The 20,511-nt window shown below is 53.6% G+C and carries 19 protein-coding genes; 5 read left to right on the top strand and 14 right to left on the bottom strand.

Annotated features, from left to right (window positions below):
- Positions 1-103: 103 nt before the first annotated feature.
- Positions 104-655: a single-stranded DNA-binding protein SSB1 gene (ssb1, locus tag LH22_RS00625; RefSeq protein WP_034826920.1), complete on the bottom strand. Its 552-nt coding sequence runs from the start codon at positions 653-655 to the stop codon at positions 104-106.
- Positions 656-877: 222 nt separating this feature from the next.
- Between ssb1 and uvrA the strand changes: the two genes are divergently transcribed.
- Complete coding sequence (gene uvrA / locus LH22_RS00630) at positions 878-3,709, top strand: excinuclease ABC subunit UvrA (RefSeq protein ID WP_038643624.1); 2,832 nt, start codon at positions 878-880, stop codon at positions 3,707-3,709.
- A 290-nt stretch (positions 3,710-3,999) separates the two neighbouring features.
- On the top strand, positions 4,000-5,064 hold the full coding sequence (locus tag LH22_RS00635) for an NAD(P)-dependent alcohol dehydrogenase (protein ID WP_038643626.1): 1,065 nt from the start codon (positions 4,000-4,002) through the stop codon (positions 5,062-5,064).
- On the opposite strand, the gene LH22_RS00640 is transcribed toward LH22_RS00635, so the two are convergent.
- The 5 genes from LH22_RS00640 to dnaB all read right to left on the bottom strand — a co-directional run bounded on the left by LH22_RS00640 (position 5,065) and on the right by dnaB (position 9,723).
- On the bottom strand, positions 5,065-5,421 hold the full coding sequence (locus LH22_RS00640; protein WP_038643628.1) for an MmcQ/YjbR family DNA-binding protein: 357 nt from the start codon (positions 5,419-5,421) through the stop codon (positions 5,065-5,067). It abuts the gene before it with no gap.
- 188 nt (positions 5,422-5,609) lie between these two features.
- The gene (locus LH22_RS00645; protein ID WP_155288004.1) at positions 5,610-6,803 is read right to left on the bottom strand and encodes an amino acid aminotransferase; all 1,194 of its coding nucleotides are present in this window, start codon (positions 6,801-6,803) and stop codon (positions 5,610-5,612) included.
- A gap of 48 nt (positions 6,804-6,851) precedes the next feature.
- Positions 6,852-7,466: a YitT family protein gene (locus LH22_RS00650; protein ID WP_038643629.1), complete on the bottom strand. Its 615-nt coding sequence runs from the start codon at positions 7,464-7,466 to the stop codon at positions 6,852-6,854.
- Positions 7,467-7,696: 230 nt separating this feature from the next.
- Positions 7,697-8,188: an Lrp/AsnC family transcriptional regulator gene (locus tag LH22_RS00655; protein WP_034826932.1), complete on the bottom strand. Its 492-nt coding sequence runs from the start codon at positions 8,186-8,188 to the stop codon at positions 7,697-7,699.
- Positions 8,189-8,316: 128 nt separating this feature from the next.
- Positions 8,317-9,723 carry a replicative DNA helicase gene (dnaB, locus tag LH22_RS00660; protein ID WP_034826934.1) on the bottom strand — a complete coding sequence of 469 codons (1,407 nt, stop codon included), beginning with the start codon at positions 9,721-9,723 and terminating at the stop codon, positions 8,317-8,319.
- Positions 9,724-9,796: 73 nt separating this feature from the next.
- Here dnaB and LH22_RS00665 point away from each other — a divergent pair, with 73 nt between their 5' ends.
- Positions 9,797-10,780 carry a quinone oxidoreductase gene (locus tag LH22_RS00665; protein WP_038643631.1) on the top strand — a complete coding sequence of 328 codons (984 nt, stop codon included), beginning with the start codon at positions 9,797-9,799 and terminating at the stop codon, positions 10,778-10,780.
- Between the two features lie 185 nt (positions 10,781-10,965).
- Here the strand turns inward: LH22_RS00665 and pspG are convergent, their stop codons facing one another.
- The 6 genes from pspG to LH22_RS00695 all read right to left on the bottom strand — a co-directional run bounded on the left by pspG (position 10,966) and on the right by LH22_RS00695 (position 16,809).
- On the bottom strand, positions 10,966-11,232 hold the full coding sequence (gene pspG, locus LH22_RS00670; protein ID WP_034826939.1) for an envelope stress response protein PspG: 267 nt from the start codon (positions 11,230-11,232) through the stop codon (positions 10,966-10,968).
- A 375-nt stretch (positions 11,233-11,607) separates the two neighbouring features.
- Positions 11,608-12,603 carry a tRNA dihydrouridine(20/20a) synthase DusA gene (gene dusA, locus LH22_RS00675; protein WP_038643632.1) on the bottom strand — a complete coding sequence of 332 codons (996 nt, stop codon included), beginning with the start codon at positions 12,601-12,603 and terminating at the stop codon, positions 11,608-11,610.
- Between the two features lie 92 nt (positions 12,604-12,695).
- Positions 12,696-14,021 (bottom strand): MFS transporter, encoded by a 1,326-nt coding sequence (locus LH22_RS00680; protein ID WP_038643634.1) that lies wholly within the window; start codon positions 14,019-14,021, stop codon positions 12,696-12,698.
- A gap of 48 nt (positions 14,022-14,069) precedes the next feature.
- On the bottom strand, positions 14,070-14,927 hold the full coding sequence (locus LH22_RS00685; RefSeq protein ID WP_038643635.1) for an NAD(P)-dependent oxidoreductase: 858 nt from the start codon (positions 14,925-14,927) through the stop codon (positions 14,070-14,072).
- A 20-nt stretch (positions 14,928-14,947) separates the two neighbouring features.
- The gene (locus LH22_RS00690; RefSeq protein ID WP_038643636.1) at positions 14,948-15,952 is read right to left on the bottom strand and encodes a transketolase family protein; all 1,005 of its coding nucleotides are present in this window, start codon (positions 15,950-15,952) and stop codon (positions 14,948-14,950) included.
- Positions 15,949-16,809 carry a transketolase gene (locus LH22_RS00695; protein ID WP_045815786.1) on the bottom strand — a complete coding sequence of 287 codons (861 nt, stop codon included), beginning with the start codon at positions 16,807-16,809 and terminating at the stop codon, positions 15,949-15,951. The genes LH22_RS00690 and LH22_RS00695 overlap by 4 nt, the downstream gene beginning before the upstream one ends.
- Before the next feature lie 183 nt (positions 16,810-16,992).
- On the opposite strand from LH22_RS00695, the gene LH22_RS00700 reads away from it, so the two are divergent.
- Positions 16,993-17,886, top strand: coding sequence for a LysR substrate-binding domain-containing protein (locus tag LH22_RS00700; protein WP_038643637.1), 894 nt, complete (start codon positions 16,993-16,995; stop codon positions 17,884-17,886).
- Positions 17,887-18,005: 119 nt separating this feature from the next.
- On the opposite strand, the gene traF is transcribed toward LH22_RS00700, so the two are convergent.
- Entirely contained in the window at positions 18,006-19,256 is a 1,251-nt protein-coding gene (gene traF, locus LH22_RS00705) for a conjugal transfer protein TraF (RefSeq protein ID WP_038643638.1), read from the bottom strand.
- 452 nt (positions 19,257-19,708) lie between these two features.
- On the opposite strand from traF, the gene zur reads away from it, so the two are divergent.
- Entirely contained in the window at positions 19,709-20,230 is a 522-nt protein-coding gene (gene zur, locus LH22_RS00710) for a zinc uptake transcriptional repressor Zur (RefSeq protein ID WP_034826958.1), read from the top strand.
- 65 nt (positions 20,231-20,295) lie between these two features.
- Here zur and LH22_RS00715 read toward each other — a convergent pair whose 3' ends face one another.
- Positions 20,296-20,508, bottom strand: a complete 213-nt coding sequence (locus tag LH22_RS00715) for a CsbD family protein (RefSeq protein ID WP_034826959.1) — start codon at positions 20,506-20,508, stop codon at positions 20,296-20,298.
- Positions 20,509-20,511: the final 3 nt, after the last annotated feature.

A 20,511-nucleotide genomic window follows, 5' to 3' on the forward strand; every position in this document is an offset into this window, starting at 1 on the left:
GATGGGAAATGCGTCCCTTCTTTTGATTGAGAAACCTGAGAGTCAGATACAAAAAAGCCCCGTAAAACGAGGCCTTAGCGTGTAATTATGCGTGCGCGTTGTCTTAGAACGGGATATCGTCGTCAAAGTCCATTGGCGGTTCGTTGTTCGCCGGTGCGCTCTGCTGCTGCGGACGCTGTTGTGCGCCGCCGCTGAACTGGTTGCCGCCCTGAGGCTGCTGCTGAGGTTGCTGTGGCTGGCCCCAGCCGTTGTTATTGCCGCCGCCCTGGCCGCCCATCGGTGCGCCACCTGCGTTCGCGCCCTGCTGACGTCCACCGAGCATCTGCATGGTGCCGCCAACGTTAACAACCACTTCGGTGGTGTATTTTTCCTGGCCGCTTTGATCCTGCCATTTACGGGTACGCAGCTGGCCTTCGATGTAAACCTGAGAGCCTTTACGCAGGTATTCACCCGCCACTTCAGCCAGTTTGCCGAACAGCACAACACGGTGCCATTCAGTAATCTCTTTGTTTTCACCGGTTTGCTTGTCGCGCCAGCTTTCCGACGTGGCCAGCGTAATGTTGGCTACCGCGCCACCATTTGGCATGTAGCGCACTTCCGGATCCTGACCCAGATTCCCGACAAGAATCACTTTGTTTACGCCACGACTGGCCATGTTGCTGTCTCCCGATGAGTTGATGCTAAAAGTCTAAGCCAAAAATTGTATCACGTCACAATGACGGTGCCCACTTCAGAGCAGGCTCGCAATTTTTATTTGGCACACAGAATAGCAAAAGCACTGGATATTTATTCAGTTTATTTTTTGTGCCATACTAACGCGTTTCTGCTGGTCGTGCTGGCAAGGCATGGCGAGTGTTGTTCAATCCGGGAAAGGTGAATGGATAAGATCGAAGTCCGCGGTGCTCGCACCCATAATTTGAAGAATATCAACCTGATCATCCCTCGCGATAAGCTGATTGTGGTCACCGGTCTGTCGGGTTCCGGTAAGTCTTCGCTGGCGTTTGATACGTTGTATGCCGAAGGTCAGCGTCGCTATGTTGAATCGCTCTCGGCCTATGCGCGCCAGTTTCTTTCATTAATGGAGAAACCGGACGTGGACCATATTGAAGGTCTCTCGCCCGCCATTTCTATTGAGCAGAAATCCACATCGCATAACCCGCGCTCGACGGTCGGCACGATTACTGAAATCCATGACTATCTGCGTCTGCTGTTTGCCCGTGTGGGTGAACCACGCTGCCCGGATCACGATGTTCCGCTGGCGGCACAGACCGTGAGCCAGATGGTGGATCAGGTGATGGCGCAGGAAGAAGGCCGTCGTCTGATGCTGCTGGCACCCGTGGTGAAAGATCGCAAAGGCGAGCACACCAAAACACTGGAAAACCTTGCGGCTCAAGGCTACATCCGCGCCCGTATTGATGGCGAAGTCTGTGATCTGTCAGATCCACCCAAGCTGGAACTGCAGAAAAAGCACACCATTGAAGTCGTCGTGGACCGCTTCCGCGTGCGCGATGACCTGGCGACGCGCTTAGCAGAATCCTTTGAAACCACGTTGGCGCTGAGTGGTGGTACCGCCATCGTCGCCGATATGGATGACAGCGAGGCCGAGGAGCTGCTGTTCTCCGCTAACTTTGCCTGCCCGATTTGTGGCTACAGCATGAGTGAGCTGGAACCGCGCCTGTTCTCGTTCAACAACCCGGCCGGTGCCTGCCCAACCTGCGATGGTCTGGGCGTGCAGCAGTATTTCGATCCCGATCGCGTGGTGCAAAACCCTGAGCTATCACTGGCTGGCGGTGCGATTCGTGGTTGGGATCGTCGCAACTTCTATTACTTCCAGATGTTGCGTTCGCTGGCAGAGCATCTGGATTTCGATGTCGAAGCGCCGTTTAACAGCCTGAGCGACAAAGCGCGCGAAGTGATTCTGTACGGTTCCGGCAAAGAGAATATCGAATTCAAATACATCAACGATCGCGGTGACACTTCGGTGCGTCGCCATCCATTTGAAGGTGTGCTGCACAACATGGAACGCCGTTATAAAGAGACGGAATCCAATGCGGTGCGTGAAGAGCTGGCGAAATTCATCAGTAATCGCTCCTGCAACAGCTGCGAAGGGACACGCCTGCGCCGTGAAGCACGCCATGTATTTGTTGAGAATACCAACCTGCCGACCATCTCTGAGATGAGCATCGGCCATGCCACCGACTTTTTCCGCAATCTGAAACTGAGCGGACAGCGCGCGCAGATCGCCGAAAAAATCCTGAAAGAGATCGGCGATCGTCTGAGCTTCCTGGTTAACGTCGGGTTGAATTATCTGTCGATGTCGCGTTCCGCAGAAACGCTCTCTGGCGGAGAAGCGCAGCGTATTCGTCTGGCAAGCCAGATCGGTGCGGGTCTGGTGGGCGTGATGTATGTGCTTGATGAGCCCTCAATTGGCCTGCATCAGCGCGATAACGAACGTCTGCTGGGCACCTTGATCCACCTGCGCGACCTCGGCAACACCGTAATTGTGGTCGAGCACGATGAAGATGCGATTCGCGCCGCTGACCACGTGATTGATATTGGTCCTGGCGCAGGCGTGCACGGTGGCCAGGTCGTGGCTGAGGGTGATGTGAATGCCATTATGGCTAACGAAGCTTCGCTGACCGGGCAATACCTGAGCGGCAAACGCGAAATTGCCATTCCGCAACAGCGCGTGAAGGGCGACCCGGCGAAAGTGCTGAAACTCACCGGCGCACGCGGTAACAACCTGAAGGATGTCACGCTGACGATTCCGGTTGGCCTGTTCACCTGTATCACCGGCGTTTCGGGTTCCGGTAAGTCTACGTTAATCAACGACACGCTGTTCCCGATTGCACAGCGGCAGTTGAACGGGGCCACCACGACGGAGGTTGCTCCCTATCGCGAGATCGCGGGTCTGGAGCATTTCGATAAAGTCATCGATATCGACCAGAGCCCCATCGGCCGCACGCCGCGCTCGAACCCGGCCACTTACACCGGTATTTTCACCCCGGTGCGTGAATTGTTTGCCGTTGTACCTGAAGCACGTTCCCGTGGCTACAATCCAGGGCGCTTCAGCTTTAACGTGCGCGGCGGACGTTGCGAAGCCTGCCAGGGTGATGGCGTAATTAAAGTCGAAATGCACTTCCTGCCGGATGTGTATGTGCCTTGCGATCAATGCAAAGGCAAACGCTATAACCGTGAAACGCTGGAGATTAAATACAAAGGCAAAGGGATTCACGAAGTGCTGGATATGACCATCGAAGAAGCACGTGAGTTCTTTGATGCCGTACCTGCGCTGGCGCGTAAATTGCAAACGCTGATCGACGTGGGGCTGTCTTATATTCGCCTCGGTCAGTCTGCAACCACGCTGTCAGGCGGTGAAGCGCAGCGTGTAAAACTGGCGCGCGAGCTGTCGAAACGTGGCACCGGGCAAACACTCTATATCCTTGATGAGCCAACCACGGGTCTGCACTTTGCTGATATTCAGCAGTTGCTGGAAGTGCTGCATCAGTTGCGCGATCAGGGCAATACCATCGTGGTGATTGAGCATAACCTCGACGTGATCAAAACGGCTGACTGGATTGTCGACTTGGGTCCGGAAGGCGGCAGCGGCGGCGGCGAAATCCTGATTTCAGGCACACCAGAAACCGTGGCAGAGTGTGAAAAATCCCACACTGCCCGCTTCCTCAAGCCGATGCTGAAGAAGAAGTAAAATTGAAGGCCCGCACTGCGGGCCTTCTCATTTCTTTCAGTGCGCAGGCGCGACTCACGCGAGTTTAACAGCCTAATATTGCAGCTATCCGAGCCTGATGTCTGGCTGTCAGATTCCGCAGCAAAATGCAGAAACAGGCAAGAATCAGACAACTTCAGGCATATACGCATCTCATCTCGCTGACTATCCTTACACAGTTCCTTTTTGGCGTAGCTCGTTACGCCTTTGTCCCTTCAGATCGCTGAACGGGATCCCGCAATACACTCACGACACACCCGATTGGAGACACCATGAATATTACGCATGCCTATGCCGCACAGGACGCGAAATCCAAGCTCGCCCCGTTCGACTATAAGCCGCGCGAGCTTCGCGCTCATGATGTGCAGATTGAAGTGTTGTACTGTGGCGTTTGCCACTCTGACCTACACCAGGCGCGCAACGAATGGAAAAACACTATTTTCCCAGTGGTGCCTGGCCATGAAATCGTTGGCCGCGTCACTGCCGTTGGCGCACACACCCACAAATACAAAGTGGGTGACCTGGTCGGTGTCGGTTGTTTAGTTGATTCCTGCCGTAGCTGTCCAAGCTGCCAGAGAGGATTGGAGCAATATTGCGAAAACGGCTTTGTGGGCACCTATAACGGTGAAGACCGTGAAACCGGCGCCATCACTTACGGCGGGTACTCCACGGCGATGGTAGTGGATGAGAACTATGTGTTGCGCGTGCCGGAAAATCTCGATCTGGCTGGTGTGGCACCACTGCTGTGTGCGGGTATCACCACCTATTCCCCACTGCGTCACTGGAACGTTGGCCCAGGTAAAAAAGTGGGCATCGTCGGTCTTGGCGGCCTCGGCCACATGGGTGTGAAAATCGCGCATGCGATGGGCGCACATGTTGTGCTGTTCACCACTTCACCGTCAAAAATTGAAGATGGTAAACGCTTAGGTGCTGATGAAGTCGTCATTTCGAAAGATGCCGATCAAATGGCGCAGCATGCCAACAGCTTTGATTTCATCTTGAATACCGTTGCGGCTCAACACGATCTCAACCCGTTCATCACCCTGTTGAAGCTGGATGGCAATATGACGTTGGTGGGCGCGCCAGAGCACGATCACCCGGCCCCACAGGTGTTTAACCTGATCTTCAAACGTCGCAGCATCGCCGGTTCACTGATCGGTGGTATTGCTGAGACCCAGGAAATGCTGGATTTCTGTGGCAAGCACGGTATCACTTCCGATATCGAACTGATCGCCATGAACCAGATTAACGAAGCCTATGAACGTATGCTGAAAAGCGACGTGAAATACCGCTTCGTGATTGATATCAACACCCTGAGAGAAGAGTCAGCGGCTTAATTAGCGCGAGTCCTCATCATGGCTGACGCCCGCCGCGCGCGTGGCGTCAGCCTGTTGCCAGGAAGCGTCGACCAGATAATAAATCTGCGAATCCTTTAGCGACCCATCCAGCCATAGCGTGCTCCAGTGCGACTTATTGAGATGCTCGCTCGGGAATACATCACTGTGCTCTTCGCGCAATAAATCAGCCAGCGCTGGCGAGGTTTTCAACGATAGCGCCGGACGCCCTTTCACCTCATGCACCATGGCAAATAGTACGCCTTCGCTTTTAATCTGCGTTGCATCCCATTCATTTTTATAACTTTGCTCCGCACCTGGTTTGCTCATGCAGTAGGTGAGGAGATCCGAAATGTTCATGCGGTATTCTCCTTGGTAGAGGCCGATTTTAGGCCCGATGACGCCTGCCATCGGCTTCATTATAGACGTCATGACACCGTTTAAGTGTGCAGCAAGTCAGCCAAAGGTAAAGGCGGTGGCACCAGATAACGCACATAAAAAAACCGCCAGCCCAGAGGCATGGCGGTTTTCTCGTGCTGCGAAGTGCGTTACATCACGGCAGCAAAGGCCTCGGCCACCTGATTAACGTTGCGGCTGTTGAGGCCAGCCACACACATACGGCCGCTGGCGATCAGATATACGCCGAACTCATCACGCAGGCGATCAACCTGCTGCGCGCTTAAACCGGTGTAACTGAACATGCCGCGCTGCTTCAGCAGGTAATCGAAGTTTTTACCCGGCAGCTTGGTGCTCAATACGTTGACCAGCGTCTGGCGCATTTCGATGATGCGCAGGCGCATGGCTTCCACCTCGGCCAGCCAGTTGTTCAGCAGCGCCTCATCGTTCAGTACGCAAGAAACCACCTGCGCGCCAAAGTTTGGTGGGCTGGAGTAGTTGCGACGGACGGTCGCTTTCAGCTGACCCAACACGCGAGCAGACTCTTCTGCGCTCTCACACACGATGGAGAGGCCACCAACACGCTCGCCATACAACGAGAAGATTTTCGAAAATGAGTTGCTGACCAGAGCCGGCAAGCCCGCAGCAGCAATCGCGCGAATCGCATAAGCATCCTGCTCCATGCCCGCACCAAAGCCCTGATAAGCGATATCGAGGAACGGAATCAGTTCCTGCGCTTTCAATACTTCGGTGGTTTCATCCCACTGCGCGTTCGTCAGATCCGCGCCAGTTGGGTTGTGGCAGCATGGGTGCAACAGCACGATAGATTGCTTCGGCAGCGTTTTCAGCTTGGCAATAAACGCATCAAACTTCACGCCGTTGGTCTCTTCGTCGTACCACGGATAAGTCTGTGCGTCGAAACCAGCACCGTTGAAAATCGCGATGTGGTTCTCCCAGGTCGGATCGCTCACCCAGACATTTGAGTGCGGGAAGTAACGCTTGAGGAAATCCGCCCCGACTTTCAGTGCACCGGAGCCACCCAGCGTCTGGATGGAAGCAATGCGACCGGCCTTTAACATCGGGTGTTCTTTGCCAAACAGCAGCGGTGCAATCGCATTACGGTATGGGCCCAGGCCTTCCATCGGCAGGTAAAGCGACGCCTGATGCGGCTGCGCCTGCAGGCGTTCTTCTGCCGCAGCCACGGCTTGCAGCTGAGGAATGATACCCGCCTCGTTGTAATAGAGGCCAATGCTCAGATTCACTTTATTGTCACGTGGGTCCTGTTTGAAGGTTTCCATCAGCGACAGAATTGGATCGCCAGCATAAGCATCAACGTTTTGAAACACGGTGCAGATCTCCATGATTGGTCATAAATAGTCGGTAAAGAGGCGTCATCAAACCATGTAGCGGCCGGGACGATGATTCATAGCGATGATGAGATTAAGGATCACCGCGCCCGCGATAGAGGCCAAAAGTATCGGCAGCGACACCACGAACAGCGATGCGAGTACCACGCAGGTATCCACCGCCATTTGCAGTTTGCCGGCACGCAGACCGATACGGTCCTGCAGCCAGAGCGCCAAAATGTTGATACCGCCGAGGCTGGCTTTGTGACGAAACAACACTATAAACCCAATCCCCATCACCACGTTACCGAACAATGTCGCATAAAACGGATTTAGCGCAGAAAAATGGATGAACATCGGATGCAAGTGCGTGAACAGTGAAACCAGCCCCACTGCGCAGAACGTTTTAACCGTGAATTCCCAGCCCATGCGGCGCACTGCCAGCCAGTAAAACGGCAGGTTAATCAGGAAAAATGCGGTACCAAAAGAGAGGTGCGTCAGATAGCTGATTAAAAACGCGATACCTGCAGTGCTGCCAGTCAGCGCGCCCGCCTGTTTCAGCATCATCACGCCAAAGGAAACCATTAAGGTGCCGAGCACTATCGCCAGCGCATCTTCAATACGTGAATGAGGAATTTTAGTGGGTTGAACAACGTTATCCATGGAGTCATCTCAGTGCAATTGATGCGGTTCAAATGCAAAAAACGCACCACATAGGCGGCGTTAAGTCGCCACCTATGGGGTGCCAGCGATTATCCAATTGATATCTAAGGCGCTTTTATTGCAGGTTTTTGTGCATCACCCCAAACTTTAACCGTTGATTCATGCACAAATCTGTTTTCTGGTGCGCGTTATTTGCATTTACTGTGCGTTAATTGCACCAGATTAGCACATCATGCACTTTTTTGGCGCGTTTTGTGCTCGGGGATAATCATCAAGCCGTTCTCTTTTAAACGGCTCAACACCACGGAGGTTTTCACATGGGCCACACTCTGATGGCCAGCCACCAGTTGACTGATCAACGCACTCAGCGAGGCTAAATCAGCCACGGCCACTTTCAGCAGATAATCAGCATCACCGGTGGTTTTGAAGGCATCAACAATCGCGTCCTCCTCTGCCACCATGCGATGGAAACTCTCTTCATAATCTGGCGTGTGATTCTTTAAACGCACTTCAATTAAGCCCACCATGCCGAGACCCACCGCATCCGGCGAGAGCCGTGCGTGATAGCCGAGGATGAGGTTTGCCTGTTCAAGATTGATGCGGCGGCGTGAACATTGAGACGCCGAAAGACCGACTAAATCACTGAGTTCCTGATTGGTAAGGCGGCCGTTAGATTGTAATAGTGTCAATATCTTAAGGTCGTAATCATCTACCTGAGTCATTCTGCTTCCACAGCGTTATAGGGTGCGCTTTGGTACAGATAACCTGATTAAAGCCGGGGTTGTCCAACACTATTTTCTGATGACGTGAAATGCATGCACAAATCGTGCATGCATCCAGCGGGAAAGGATTATTCGTCGTCGTAGGACGGGCCTGCGTAGTTATCAAAACGCGACCACTGGCCATTGAAGGTCAATCGTACTGTACCGATTGGGCCGTTACGCTGCTTACCGAGGATGATCTCCGCGATGCCTTTAAGATCGCTGTTTTCGTGATACACCTCATCGCGATAGATGAACATGATCAAGTCAGCATCCTGCTCGATCGATCCCGATTCACGCAGATCCGAGTTCACCGGACGTTTATCGGCGCGCTGCTCCAGTGAGCGGTTAAGCTGCGACAGCGCCACCACCGGCACATTGAGCTCTTTCGCCAGCGCTTTGAGCGAGCGCGAGATCTCCGCGATCTCCAGCGTACGGTTATCCGACAGCGCCGGCACGCGCATTAACTGGAGATAGTCGATCATGATCAGGCTTAAACCGCCATTCTCACGAAACACGCGGCGCGCGCGCGAACGCACTTCCGTTGGCGTCAGGCCAGAAGAATCATCGATGAACATGTTCTTCTTCTCCAGCAAGATGCCCATGGTGGCAGAGATGCGCGCCCAATCTTCATCTTCCAGCTGGCCGGTACGAATGCGCGTTTGATCCACGCGTGATAATGACGCCAGCATACGCATCATTAGCTGCTCGCTGGGCATCTCCAGACTGAATATCAGCACCGGTTTGTCTTGCAGCATCGCGGCGTTTTCACACAGGTTCATGGCGAAGGTGGTTTTACCCATCGACGGACGCGCCGCCACGATGATCAAATCTGAACCCTGCAAACCGGCGGTCTTTTTGTTCAGATCCTGATAGCCCGTATCCACTCCGGTGACACCATCGTGTGGGGTCGACACTAGCGCTTCAATACGCGAGACCGTGGCTTCCAGAATTTGCTCGATGTTCTGCGGGCCTTCCGCCTTATTGGCGCGCTGTTCAGCAATCTTGAAGACGTTGGATTCTGCGAAATCGAGCAAATCTTCACTGCTGCGCCCCTGCGGATCGTAACCGGCATCAGCAATTTGATTCGCCACCGAGATCATTTGACGCACAACGGCACGTTCACGCACGATATCCGCATAAGCGCCGATGTTCGCCGCACTTGGCGTGTTTTTCGCCAGCTCTGCCAGATAAGCAAAGCCACCGGCCATCTCCAGCTCGCCCAGTGTTTCCAGCGATTCAGACAGCGTAATGAGGTCAATCGGCTGGCCCATTTCCAGCAGACGCTGCATCTCAGAGAAGATCATGCGGTGCGAACGGTTGAAGAAATCATCCGCCACCACGCGCTCGGAGACGTTATCCCAGCGTTCGTTATCCAGCATCAACCCACCGAGCACCGACTGCTCCGCTTCAATAGAGTGCGGCGGCATTTTCACGCCTTCCAGCTGACGATCGCGGGGTTCGTTGGATTTGTTGGTGGGTTTATTTCCTGCCATAGTGAATGCATTACCGATCGTGAAAGGGACGCGCAAGTATACCGTCCCAGGATGAACAATCACAGGAGTCAGAATGGCAAAGCGTATTCAGTTCAACCAACACGGTGGCCCGGAGGTACTGCAATGGGTCGATTTTGAGCTGGCCGATCCCGCTGAACATGAGGTTCAGGTCGAAAACAAGGCGATTGGCATCAACTATATCGACACCTATGTGCGCAGCGGGCTCTATCCGGTGGCGGCTTTCCCGTCCGGGCTGGGCACAGAAGCCGCTGGCGTGGTGAAACGCGTTGGCTCAGGCGTGACGCGCTTTAAGCCCGGCGATCGCGTGGTCTATTGTCAGGCCGCGCTGGGTGCCTATAGCGAAATGCATAACGTGGCGGAAGAGCGTCTGGTGATCCTGCCGGAGAGCATCAGCTTTGAACAAGGTGCAGCCTCGTTTTTGAAAGGCTTAACCGTGCAGTATTTGCTGCGTCAGACCTACAAAGTGAAAGCCGATGAAATCTTCCTGTTCCATGCCGCAGCGGGCGGCGTGGGACTGATTGCCTGTCAGTGGGCTAAAGCGCTGGGCGCGCATCTGATTGGTACCGTGGGCTCCGCCGAAAAAGCGCAGATTGCAAAAAATGCCGGCGCCTGGGCAACCATTAACTATCGCGAAGAGAATATTGCACAGCGCGTCAGTGAATTGACTGACGGTGAAAAGGTCGCGGTTGTGTATGACTCGGTGGGGAAAGATACCTGGGAACCGTCTCTCGATAGCCTGCGTCGTCATGGCTTAATGGTGAGTTTTGGTAATGCCTCGGGCCCCGTCACCGGCGTCGATCTTGGGATTCTGAACAAGAAAGGTTCGCTGTTTGTCACACGCCCTTCGCTGTTTGGTTACATTACCAATCGTCAGGAACTGGATAACGCCAGCAACGAGTTGTTCTCGTTAATCGCCAGTCGTGCGATTCAGTTGAAGGTGCCAGAAGAGCAGAAGTTTGCCTTGAGCGATGCGGTGCGCGCGCATCAGGTTCTTGAGAGCCGCGCCACGCAAGGTTCCAGCTTGCTGATTCCCTAAAAAGTTAAGGGCTTCCCGAAGGAAGCCCTTTTTTCTTTCTTTTTATAGTTCGCGCTGGTGTAGGGTCAGCGGCGATGAATTCGTTTTGAATTACTTTACGCATCCTGACAGAAAACATAAGTAAAAAATATGTTTAATTGCAGATTCGTACTAAGCAATTACCGACTCTGTGATCGCTCCCGCATTTAGCGCCAACCACGCCGCTCTAACTTGCTGATTTTTCTTTTCAGTCTGTTCAATTTCACTTCACCGCTTGGTGTCGTAAAGGCGCGATAAAGCCACACGGCTACCACCGCCAACACCAGCCAAGGTAACAATTTGATAACAAGCGCGAATAACCCGCCGAGGAACATCACAACGGTGGCAACAACCAATGCAGCGATAACGCCCAGCAGTGAAACGCCAGTCAGCAACAGCATCAGAAAAAAGCCGATAACAAATAAAATTTCCACGAAGGCTCTCCTGTGTAAGTAACACAGAGTGCTTTACAAGATACGTGCCAATATAGTTAAACAGTTAATACACTGAAAAATAAGAGGTTATATTCAGAGGGGTATTTCAGCAGTGATGAAATTCACTAATTATTGGCGCATTTTAAACCGTATTAACGGCAGCGATGCTCCTCTGAAGGGGCAGAAAAGGCCCGCCAGAAAAGCAAAGCTTCCGCGCCAGAGATCAATACGCTGAGCGCGTTTTTCAGCCATGCGCAGCATCGGGCCGTTTCACAAAAATGGGGCGAATGTTCGCGCAGCAGATCGGCATTTTCCTTTGCGATCGGACTGCCCTTTTATGGCCGGGCACACCGGCCCACCGCGACTCACCTACAATCAGGCTTCCTGTGGAATCTTATCCGCGACCAGCGACAGTGCCGCTTCCAGCACTCGTACATCGGCACCCGGCTTATGGGCATTCTCACTTAAATAACGACGCCACTGGCGCGCGCCAGGAATGCCCTGGAACAGGCCCAGCATATGGCGTGTAACGTGTCCCAGATAGGTGCCTTTGCTCAGCTCCGCTTCGATGTACGGATACATCGCACGAACCACTGCGACCGGATCGACAGACGGCGTATCACGACCAAACAGTTCACGATCGACCTGTGCCAGAATGCCGGGATTTTGATACGCTTCGCGCCCCATCATCACGCCATCCATATGCTGCAAATGCACTTTCGCCTCTTCCAGCGTCTTGATGCCGCCGTTAATCGCCATGGTCAGCGCCGGAAAATCACGCTTCAGCTGATAGACACGCGGATAATCCAGCGGCGGAATCTCACGGTTCTCTTTCGGGCTTAAACCAGAAAGCCATGCCTTACGCGCATGGATAATAAAGGTATCGCAGTTGCCCTTATTGGCCACCGTACCAATGAAATCACACAGAAATGCGTAGCTGTCCTGCTCATCAATTCCGATACGGGTTTTCACCGTCACCGGAATACTGACCACATCGCGCATCGCTTTAATGCAATCTGCGACCAGCGCGGCGTCAGCCATCAGACAGGCACCAAAGCGCCCATTCTGCACGCGATCGGATGGGCAACCGACGTTAAGGTTAATCTCGTCGTAACCGCGCGCTTCCGCCAGCTTCGCACATTGCGCCAGAGCTGCCGGATCGCTACCGCCCAACTGCAGCGCCAGCGGATGCTCCTCTTCGCTGTAAGCCAGGTAATCGCCTTTGCCGTGAATGATGGCGCCCGTGGTCACCATTTCGGTATACAGCAGCGTATCGCCGCTCAGCTTACGGTGAAAATAACGGCAGTGGCGATCGGTCCAGTCCAGCATCGGAGCGATAGAAAAACGTTGCGAAGAGAAAGTATCGGTCATGAAACGCAGTAAATCCGGAGTTAGGTGAGTGACGAGAAACTGCGCAATGATACCACAGCAATAACGGGCGACACAGCCGCCCGTTGTTTCACTCACACCGTCGGGGCTGTTGAGGTTGATGAAGCCGGCAGAGAGGGCTCGCCCACTTTCACCGGCGCGGTTTCCCGTGTGTTGAAGGCGACCCAGGTTGAAATGACGCCCAGTAACGAGAACATCACCGCCGGTCCGATCCAGCCGACCATGCCATACACGCCTGTTGCGATGAACGGTAACAGCCCCGCCACCACGGAAGCGCCGTTGTAGCCCAATGAAATCCCCGAGGAACGGACGTTGGCCGGAAACTGTTCGGAGAACCAACTCGACTCTACGGCAAATATCGGGTCATGGCTGAAGAGCAGGGACAGGGCGACAGCGACAATCACCATCATCACTGCACCGGTATTGATCAGCATAAACATGGGGATGCCAAACAGAATGGTGAAGATGGCGCCAATCAGGAATATTGGGCGACGTCCCACCTTATCACTTAGCGCGCCATACAGCAGATGGCTGCCGAGCCCCAGCGCTGAACCAATCAGCGTGCCCCATAACACATGGCGCGTATCTGTGATTTCCGCCAGCACCACATAGGACAACATAAAACTGGTGGTGATGTAGTAGCCACCCGTCTCCGCCAGGCGTAGCCCCATAATTTTGACGATGGTACGCCAGTCGCGACGAATGACCTCCAGCGCGGGTTGTAGCACAATCTGCTTATCTGCTTTGGCTTTCTCGAATTCCGGCGATTCCGCGACTTGCATTCGAATAAAGATGCCGATGGCCACCATCACAAAAGAGATCAGGAACGGCATGCGCCAAACCCAATCACCTTCAAACAGTGCCGCAGAGAGCAGGAAAGAGCCATTCGCCAGCAGCAGGCCGAGCGGGATCCCGAGCTGCGGCACCGCGCCATAGAAACCGCGCTTTTTCACGGGCGCATGCTCAAATGCCATTAACACCGCGCCGCCCCACTCGGCACCGAATCCGATCCCCTGGATCATGCGTAATAAGATCAACAAGATCGGTGCCAGCACGCCAGCCTGCTCATAGGTTGGCAACGCACCGATCAGTACGGTGGCACCGCCCATTGCCAGTAATGACCAGAACAGTACGGTTTTTCGGCCATAGCGATCGCCGAAATGGCCGGCGAGGTAACCACCAAACGGGCGCATCAGGAAGCCGACCGCTAAGGTGGCGAATGCCGCCAGAATGCCGACGATGGGCTCTTGCGTGTGGAAAAAGATCTTACCGAACCAGGCTGCAGCGGCGGTGCCATAGATAAAGAAATCATAGCTCTCCACCGCTGAGCCAATCATTGAGGCGAAAGAGACTTTCGCCGCATTGTCGCGGGTGTTTGCAGGTACAGAAGTCGTGTTCATGTGTTACCCCGGTATTATCGTATTTTTCGGGCAGCAGTGATGGAGCGGTTAATTTGCAGGTTTGCTCCAGGTCTCAATCACTCTGCTGTCATCACGTTGCCCCAATCCGGCTTCTGCTGCCGCCAGATAACGAGCATGAGCGACCTGTAACAGCGGAACCTCAGCGTGGCAGGCGGTCGCCGCCTCTGCCACTAACCCGCTATCTTTGACAAAGATATTGATGGCGCTGGAGACCGAGACATCAGTCCCCTCCAGCATGCGCGGACCACGATCTGACAACATCCACGATCCCGCCGCGCCGCGCTCGACCAGTTTCAATACCTGAGCGGGAGCTAACCCCAGCGACTGTGCGAGATTTAGCGCCTCCGCGGCTGCCACAATATGCACCGAGCAAAGGTGCTGATTGATCACTTTGATCCCCTGCCCCTCGCCAACCTCATCACCCACGATCGACACCGATCCCATGGCTTTGAGTACCGGCTCAACAAGGGCAATGGCGGCAGGTGCGCCGGAAGCAAAAATCACTAACTCACCGGTGCTGGCGCGGGCGGTTCCGCCCGTGACCGGTGCATCCACGACCTGCGCACCGGCAGCAATCAGTGAAGAAGCCGCCTCACGCACCGCTTGCGGCCCGACAGTGGACATGATGACCCAGTGCTGACCAGCCACCTGCGGCAGCGCTTCCGCCACCAGCGCCTGCAGCTGCTGTGGCGTGGCGACCATCACCACTACCACATCCGCTTCAGGTGCTTCTGCAATGCGACTCACCGCTTCAATCCCCTGCGCCTGAGCACGCTGACGCGACGCTTCAAACACATCCACTCCGATTACCGCATGCCCTGCACGCTGAATCTGGCAAGCCATAGGAACGCCAATTGCCCCGGTGCCGACAAATATCACCTTCATGCTGTTCTCCTTTCGCGTCGTTATGCCAGCCAGACGCGAATCGCGCTGACCATCGCTTCTGTGGAAATGCCGTAGCGGTCGTGCAAAGTGGGCAGCGCGCCCGCAGCCAGGAATTGATCTGGCAAGCCGATTTGACGAAACACGGGCATGACCTGCGCATGCATTAACGTGGTCGCCACCGCCTCACCTAAACCGCCGACCACGCTATGGTTCTCAACCACTACCACTAAACGCCCGGCACGCCGGCACTGGGTGATGATGGTTTCAGTGTCCAGAGGCTTAATGGTCGGCACGTGCAATACCGCAACATCGACGTTATCGGCTGCCAGCGCTTTTGCTGTCTCCAGTGCGCGCATTGTCATAATCCCACTGGAAATCAGCAGCACATCACGGCCATCACGCAGCAATTTGGCTTTGCCCAGTTCGAATTGATAATCGTATTCGTTCAGCACCAGCGGCACCTTACCGCGCAACAGACGCATATAAACCGGCCCCTGATGATCGGCTATTGCGGCAACGGCTTGTTCCGTATCCAGCGCATCACAAGGATCAACAATGGTCATGCCCGGAATACCCCGCATCAGCGCGATATCTTCAGTGGCCTGATGGCTTGGGCCGTAGCCGGTGGTTAACCCCGGCAGCGCAGCGCAGATTTTCACATTCAGCTGCTCTTCCGCGATCACCTGATGCATAAAGTCGTAGGCACGACGCGTGGCAAACACCGCATAGGTGGTAGCAAATGGCGTCATGCCCTCCTTCGCCATGCCACCGGCTGCGCCCATCAACAGCTGCTCCGCCATGCCCATCTGGAAATGACGTTCCGGATGGGCCTGGGCGAAGATATGCAAATCGGTGTATTTTGACAGGTCGGCAGTCAACCCAACGATCGACGGCCGGGTCGCAGCAGCTTTGACCAGCGCATGACCAAAGGGCGCAGCAACCGTGGCTTGTCCTTCTGCGGCAATGGAGGCAATCATCGCCGACGTTGTCAGGCGTGGCTTTTTCTCTGTGGTGATGCTGCTCATTGCGTGGCCTCCTGAGCCTGATCGAGGATGGCGATGGCCTGTTGCCACTCGTCAGCATCCACACGAATAAAATGATTCTTTTCACGCGCTTCCAGGAATGGCACGCCTTTACCCATTAGCGTGTCCAGCAGAATGACGCGCGGCTTGGGTTCGTTTAACGCGCGTGCCCGATCAAATGCCTGCTTCACAGCAGCAATGTCATTGCCATCCACACGCTGCACATGCCAGCCAAACGCCTGCCACTTATCTGCCAGCGGTTCAAACCCCATGACCTTGCCAGAGGGGCCATCTGCCTGCTGCTGGTTGATATCCACCATGACGATCAAATTACTCAGTTGATGATGTGCCGCTCCCATCGCCGCTTCCCAGGTTGCCCCTTCATCCAGTTCGCCATCAGACATCGAGTTGTAAACAAAAGCCGGATTTCCTTTATGACGCAATGCCAATGCCATACCGACACCAATCGTCAGCCCCTGTCCGAGCGATCCACCTGAAATTTCCATGCCTGGCGTGTAGGTAGCCATGCCCGACATCGGTAAGCGACTATCATCAGATCCATACGTTTCCAACTCCTCCACAGGAATCACGCCCGCTTCAATCAGCGCCGCATATAGTGCAATCGCATAGTGGCCGTGGGACAGCAGGAAACGATCGCGGCCTTCCCATTCAGGTTCATCCGCGCGGTAATTCATCGCATGGCACCATGCAACAGCCAGCATATCAGCCAGTCCCAGAGCCTGGCCGATATAGCCTTGCCCCTGTACTTCGCCCATTTGCAACGCGTAGCGACGAATACGATAAGCGTGCTGTGACAGCCGCTGTGTAAGGCTCAATTCCGGTTCTGCAAGAGTCGTCATATCTGTTCCTGAAAGAAGAGAAAATCAGCAGAGTTGGCAAGCAGAAGAGCGATCTGTCATGGTGAAAGCTGCAGCGGATTCACGTGCCATTTTCACCTGCTTGCCGTTTAGCAGCAGATTACTCAGCCTTGACCTCTGCCGACAAAAGCAAAAAATGCATCAACTGTTGAATGGGATTCACAAATGACATTATTAAAAAAAGCCCCACTTTCGCTGTTGCGCGCGTTTGAAGCCGCAGGCCGTACAGGAGCATTTACCACCGCAGCGCAAGAGTTAGATTTGTCGCCTAGCGCCATTAGTCATGCGATTCGTAAGCTGGAGGAGACGCTCGACACGCGCCTGTTTCAGCGCAGTACGCGCGAAATCATGCTAACCAAAGAAGGGGCAATCTTGCTGGAACACATCCAGCGGGGATTTGATGAGATGCAGCGTGGGCTTTCGCTCGTCACCGCTGATGAATCGCGACCACTGCGTCTGCACACCGCGCCAAGCTTTGCCCATCAGTGGCTATTACCCCGTCTCGGAAGCTTTATTGCCGCGCATCCACATATTGATCTGCGTCTTTCAGCCAGCACCGAATATGCGCGCTTTGAGCAGGATGACTATGATTTAGATATTGTTTATGGCGAGCCGCGCCCCTCGCCTTACGAGAAAATCCCGCTGGCCGTGGAGGAGTTAACACCGCTTTGCTCACCAGAGATTGCCGCACGCATTCGCTGCCCGGAGGATCTCTATCACCAATCGTTGATTCAGTGCGATGTGCAACTCTACCAATGGAAGGGCTGGTTTGAAGCCAATCACCTGACGCCCCCGCGCCATTATGGTTTGCGCTTTGACCGCAGTTTTATGGCGATTGCCGCTGCCGTTGATGGTCTGGGGGTGGTGCTGGAATCCAAATTATTAGCAGAACGAGAGCTTGCCAGTGGGCGCTTAGTTTGTCCGCTGATTGAGACCACCCAGGAGATTCACTATATCGGCCATTACCTGGTGTTCCCACGGCATCAGCATCGCCACTTCGCGTTAGATAGCTTTAAAGATTGGCTACTTTCCCAGTTGAATCTGGCACAGCTTCGCTGATTGATTACGATCACAAATTCCGCGCCCAATAATGAAACAGGCCGCCAATGGCGACCTGTTTTTGTGAGCATGTTCACGCCATTTCAGGGTGAATGTTAGCGTGATGTGAAATGACGCAATTAGAAGTTAAATCCGAGCTGCAGCATGCCGCCCCAGGTATTATCGTCACCCACTGAACCAGCAAGATCCAGATGCACCGTGTTGTTAAACGGTGAAACGCCCAGACCTGCGGTAAACACATTGGCATCATTTGATTTCATATCCGCACGATAACCCGCGCGCAATGCTAACCAATCCAGCACGCGATACTCGGCACCCACTCCCGCATATTGGCTGCTTTCTTCCGATTTGAAACGTTTGGTTTGCGTCAAATCAACATCGCCTGCCAGGGTGAACGCGCCGTAGTTCCAGGCCAGACCTGACGTGACCAGCGGACGGATTTGATAGGTATCGCGGTAGCCTTCCACTGTTTTGGTGTCGATGTCGCGTGAGATCAGGTTCTGCCCTGTCACACCCAACGTCCAATGCTCACCAAAGTCGGTCGCGATGCCTGCATCAATGTTGAAGCCGGTATCGGAACTGCGGTATTGGCTGTTGTTGATATCACTTTTATCAAAGTTATAAATACTGGCGGTGTAGTTATACAGCCAGGTTTTTTGCAGCTTTGGTGTCACGCCCACAGAAACCGGATGGCCAGCGACATCAAATTCATGTGCAACGGAGACGCCATAATCGGTGACTAACGCCGCAAGGCCATTGCCGCTCGAACGCAGGTTATCCTGATCGCCCGGCCTTGGCGTGATGCTCCCATCCGCGACACCACGCAGATAGGTGATGTCGCTATCAACCACATTGGCGCGCACATGTGCCGTGCCGTAGGCTTTAGTAATAAAGGCAAAGGGCAGCGTATCGTTTGGAACAGTGACGGCAAAAGCGACTCCCGCAGTGCCGTTAGCTTTATTACCTTTCAAATCTTGAAGCTGATTGGCCATATCGCCTGCCGCAGCCTTCAGCTCCGGGTAACCTCTGAGATAATCAGCAAAATCGAAATCATCTATCAGTTGTTTATAACGATCAACACTGTCCGTGATGTCATCAACTTTGTTAATTAATTTGTCTTTGTCGGTAACCTGTACACCGGCTGAAGGGAATATGACGCTGACGTTATCTTCAGGTTTGGCTTTGGTCATCAATGCCGGGTTAGCCAGCACCGCTGAACTCCAGGTTGACGAAGCGACGCCGGTGCCACCCATGGCATCGTTACGCGCGTCATACCATGTACCTGCTGCCAGAGCTGAAGAAGAAAGAAATACTGCATTCAAACCAACAAGATAAGCTACTTTTTTGTGCCTGAATAATGTCTTCACCATGAGCCTGCCATCACCTTTGAAATGTCGCTGAATAACTCAGAAACGAAACAGTTTAGTTAGCCGCTATTCTGAACCCTGGCTAACGCATCATTGCTGTGAATTAAAAGGAAATAGCACTGCTGTTCGCAGAATTGGATACAACCACACCATTCTGCTGTTTAGTTATGCAGAAAAATGAACAAAGCCTAAATTGATGCCAGATATTACTTAAGACCTTTTGAACCTTAGACGCTAACCCGGTGAGTTGCAAAGCAAAAATAGCGTGATAATTACGCTATATGACTGATCTAATGTAGGGTCTGAAATGAGCGGTTTTATCAGCACAACAGGAAGGTTAAGTTAATTTATTGATTAACGAGATTTTTCCTGGACTTTAACCGGGTAAAAAGCAATCACAGCAGGGTAAAAGTTTGTGTGATAAAATAACATCGCCTGCAACCTGGAGAACACTTATGTCAAACCTCACGCCCGCACAACTGCTTACTCAGGCAGAATCCCTTTGCCTTGACCGCGGCGTGCGCCTGACCACTCAACGCGCTGAAGTGCTGCGTTTAATGGCTGAGCAGAATGGTTCGATCAGTGCTTATGATCTGCTGGATCAACTCCGCATCAGCGAGCCACAGGCTAAACCTCCGACCATTTACCGCGCGTTGGATTTTCTGTTGGAGCAGGGTTTTATTCATCGTGTTGAATCGAATAACAGCTATGTGGTTTGCCACCATTTCGACGAGCCTGCGCATACTTCGGTGATGCTGGTGTGTGATGGTTGTGCGGCAGTCAGTGAAAAACACGCACACGGCGTAGAAAAGATTATTTCGGGATTGGCCGATCAGGCCGGATTCTCACTGCGCCACACGGTTATTGAAGCCCATGGTTTGTGCGAGAACTGCGCAGAAGTCGCAGCGTGCAATCATCACGATAGCTGCGATCACGATCATGAGATTGATACGAAAAAGAGAGTGAGAAAAGGGTGAGTGGCACTTCCTTGTGCCTTGCCGACGGGTGATCGGCGGGGTAGGAGCATCTTCCTTAATTTCGGTTACCAGCGGTAATCTTTATTGTGACTTTCCCAGTCTTTCACTTCACTTTCGGCCTGGTCTTTCGCATAGCCGTAGCGTTCCTGAATTTTACCCACAAGCTGATCGCGTTTACCTTCGATGACCGTCATATCGTCATCCGTCAGCTTGCCCCACTTCTCTTTCATTTTCCCTTTAAACTGCTTCCAGTTACCGCTCGCTTCGTCTTTGTTCATCAT

This window comes from Pantoea rwandensis, from assembly GCF_000759475.1.
GTDB classification, from domain to species: Bacteria; Pseudomonadota; Gammaproteobacteria; order Enterobacterales; family Enterobacteriaceae; genus Pantoea; species Pantoea rwandensis_B.

What these genes read in the sequence shown, in the direction of transcription:
- ssb1 (WP_034826920.1), bottom strand. Translation starts at nt 655, where the DNA reads ATGGCCAGTCGTGGCGTAAACAAAGTGATTCTTGTCGGGAATCTGGGT.
- uvrA (WP_038643624.1), top strand. Translation starts at nt 878, where the DNA reads ATGGATAAGATCGAAGTCCGCGGTGCTCGCACCCATAATTTGAAGAAT.
- LH22_RS00635 (WP_038643626.1), top strand. Translation starts at nt 4,000, where the DNA reads ATGAATATTACGCATGCCTATGCCGCACAGGACGCGAAATCCAAGCTC.
- LH22_RS00640 (WP_038643628.1), bottom strand. Translation starts at nt 5,421, where the DNA reads ATGAACATTTCGGATCTCCTCACCTACTGCATGAGCAAACCAGGTGCG.
- LH22_RS00650 (WP_038643629.1), bottom strand. Translation starts at nt 7,466, where the DNA reads ATGGATAACGTTGTTCAACCCACTAAAATTCCTCATTCACGTATTGAA.
- LH22_RS00655 (WP_034826932.1), bottom strand. Translation starts at nt 8,188, where the DNA reads ATGACTCAGGTAGATGATTACGACCTTAAGATATTGACACTATTACAA.
- dnaB (WP_034826934.1), bottom strand. Translation starts at nt 9,723, where the DNA reads ATGGCAGGAAATAAACCCACCAACAAATCCAACGAACCCCGCGATCGT.
- LH22_RS00665 (WP_038643631.1), top strand. Translation starts at nt 9,797, where the DNA reads ATGGCAAAGCGTATTCAGTTCAACCAACACGGTGGCCCGGAGGTACTG.
- dusA (WP_038643632.1), bottom strand. Translation starts at nt 12,603, where the DNA reads ATGACCGATACTTTCTCTTCGCAACGTTTTTCTATCGCTCCGATGCTG.
- LH22_RS00680 (WP_038643634.1), bottom strand. Translation starts at nt 14,021, where the DNA reads ATGAACACGACTTCTGTACCTGCAAACACCCGCGACAATGCGGCGAAA.
- LH22_RS00685 (WP_038643635.1), bottom strand. Translation starts at nt 14,927, where the DNA reads ATGAAGGTGATATTTGTCGGCACCGGGGCAATTGGCGTTCCTATGGCT.
- LH22_RS00690 (WP_038643636.1), bottom strand. Translation starts at nt 15,952, where the DNA reads ATGAGCAGCATCACCACAGAGAAAAAGCCACGCCTGACAACGTCGGCG.
- LH22_RS00695 (WP_045815786.1), bottom strand. Translation starts at nt 16,809, where the DNA reads ATGACGACTCTTGCAGAACCGGAATTGAGCCTTACACAGCGGCTGTCA.
- LH22_RS00700 (WP_038643637.1), top strand. Translation starts at nt 16,993, where the DNA reads ATGACATTATTAAAAAAAGCCCCACTTTCGCTGTTGCGCGCGTTTGAA.
- traF (WP_038643638.1), bottom strand. Translation starts at nt 19,256, where the DNA reads ATGGTGAAGACATTATTCAGGCACAAAAAAGTAGCTTATCTTGTTGGT.
- zur (WP_034826958.1), top strand. Translation starts at nt 19,709, where the DNA reads ATGTCAAACCTCACGCCCGCACAACTGCTTACTCAGGCAGAATCCCTT.
- LH22_RS00715 (WP_034826959.1), bottom strand. Translation starts at nt 20,508, where the DNA reads ATGAACAAAGACGAAGCGAGCGGTAACTGGAAGCAGTTTAAAGGGAAA.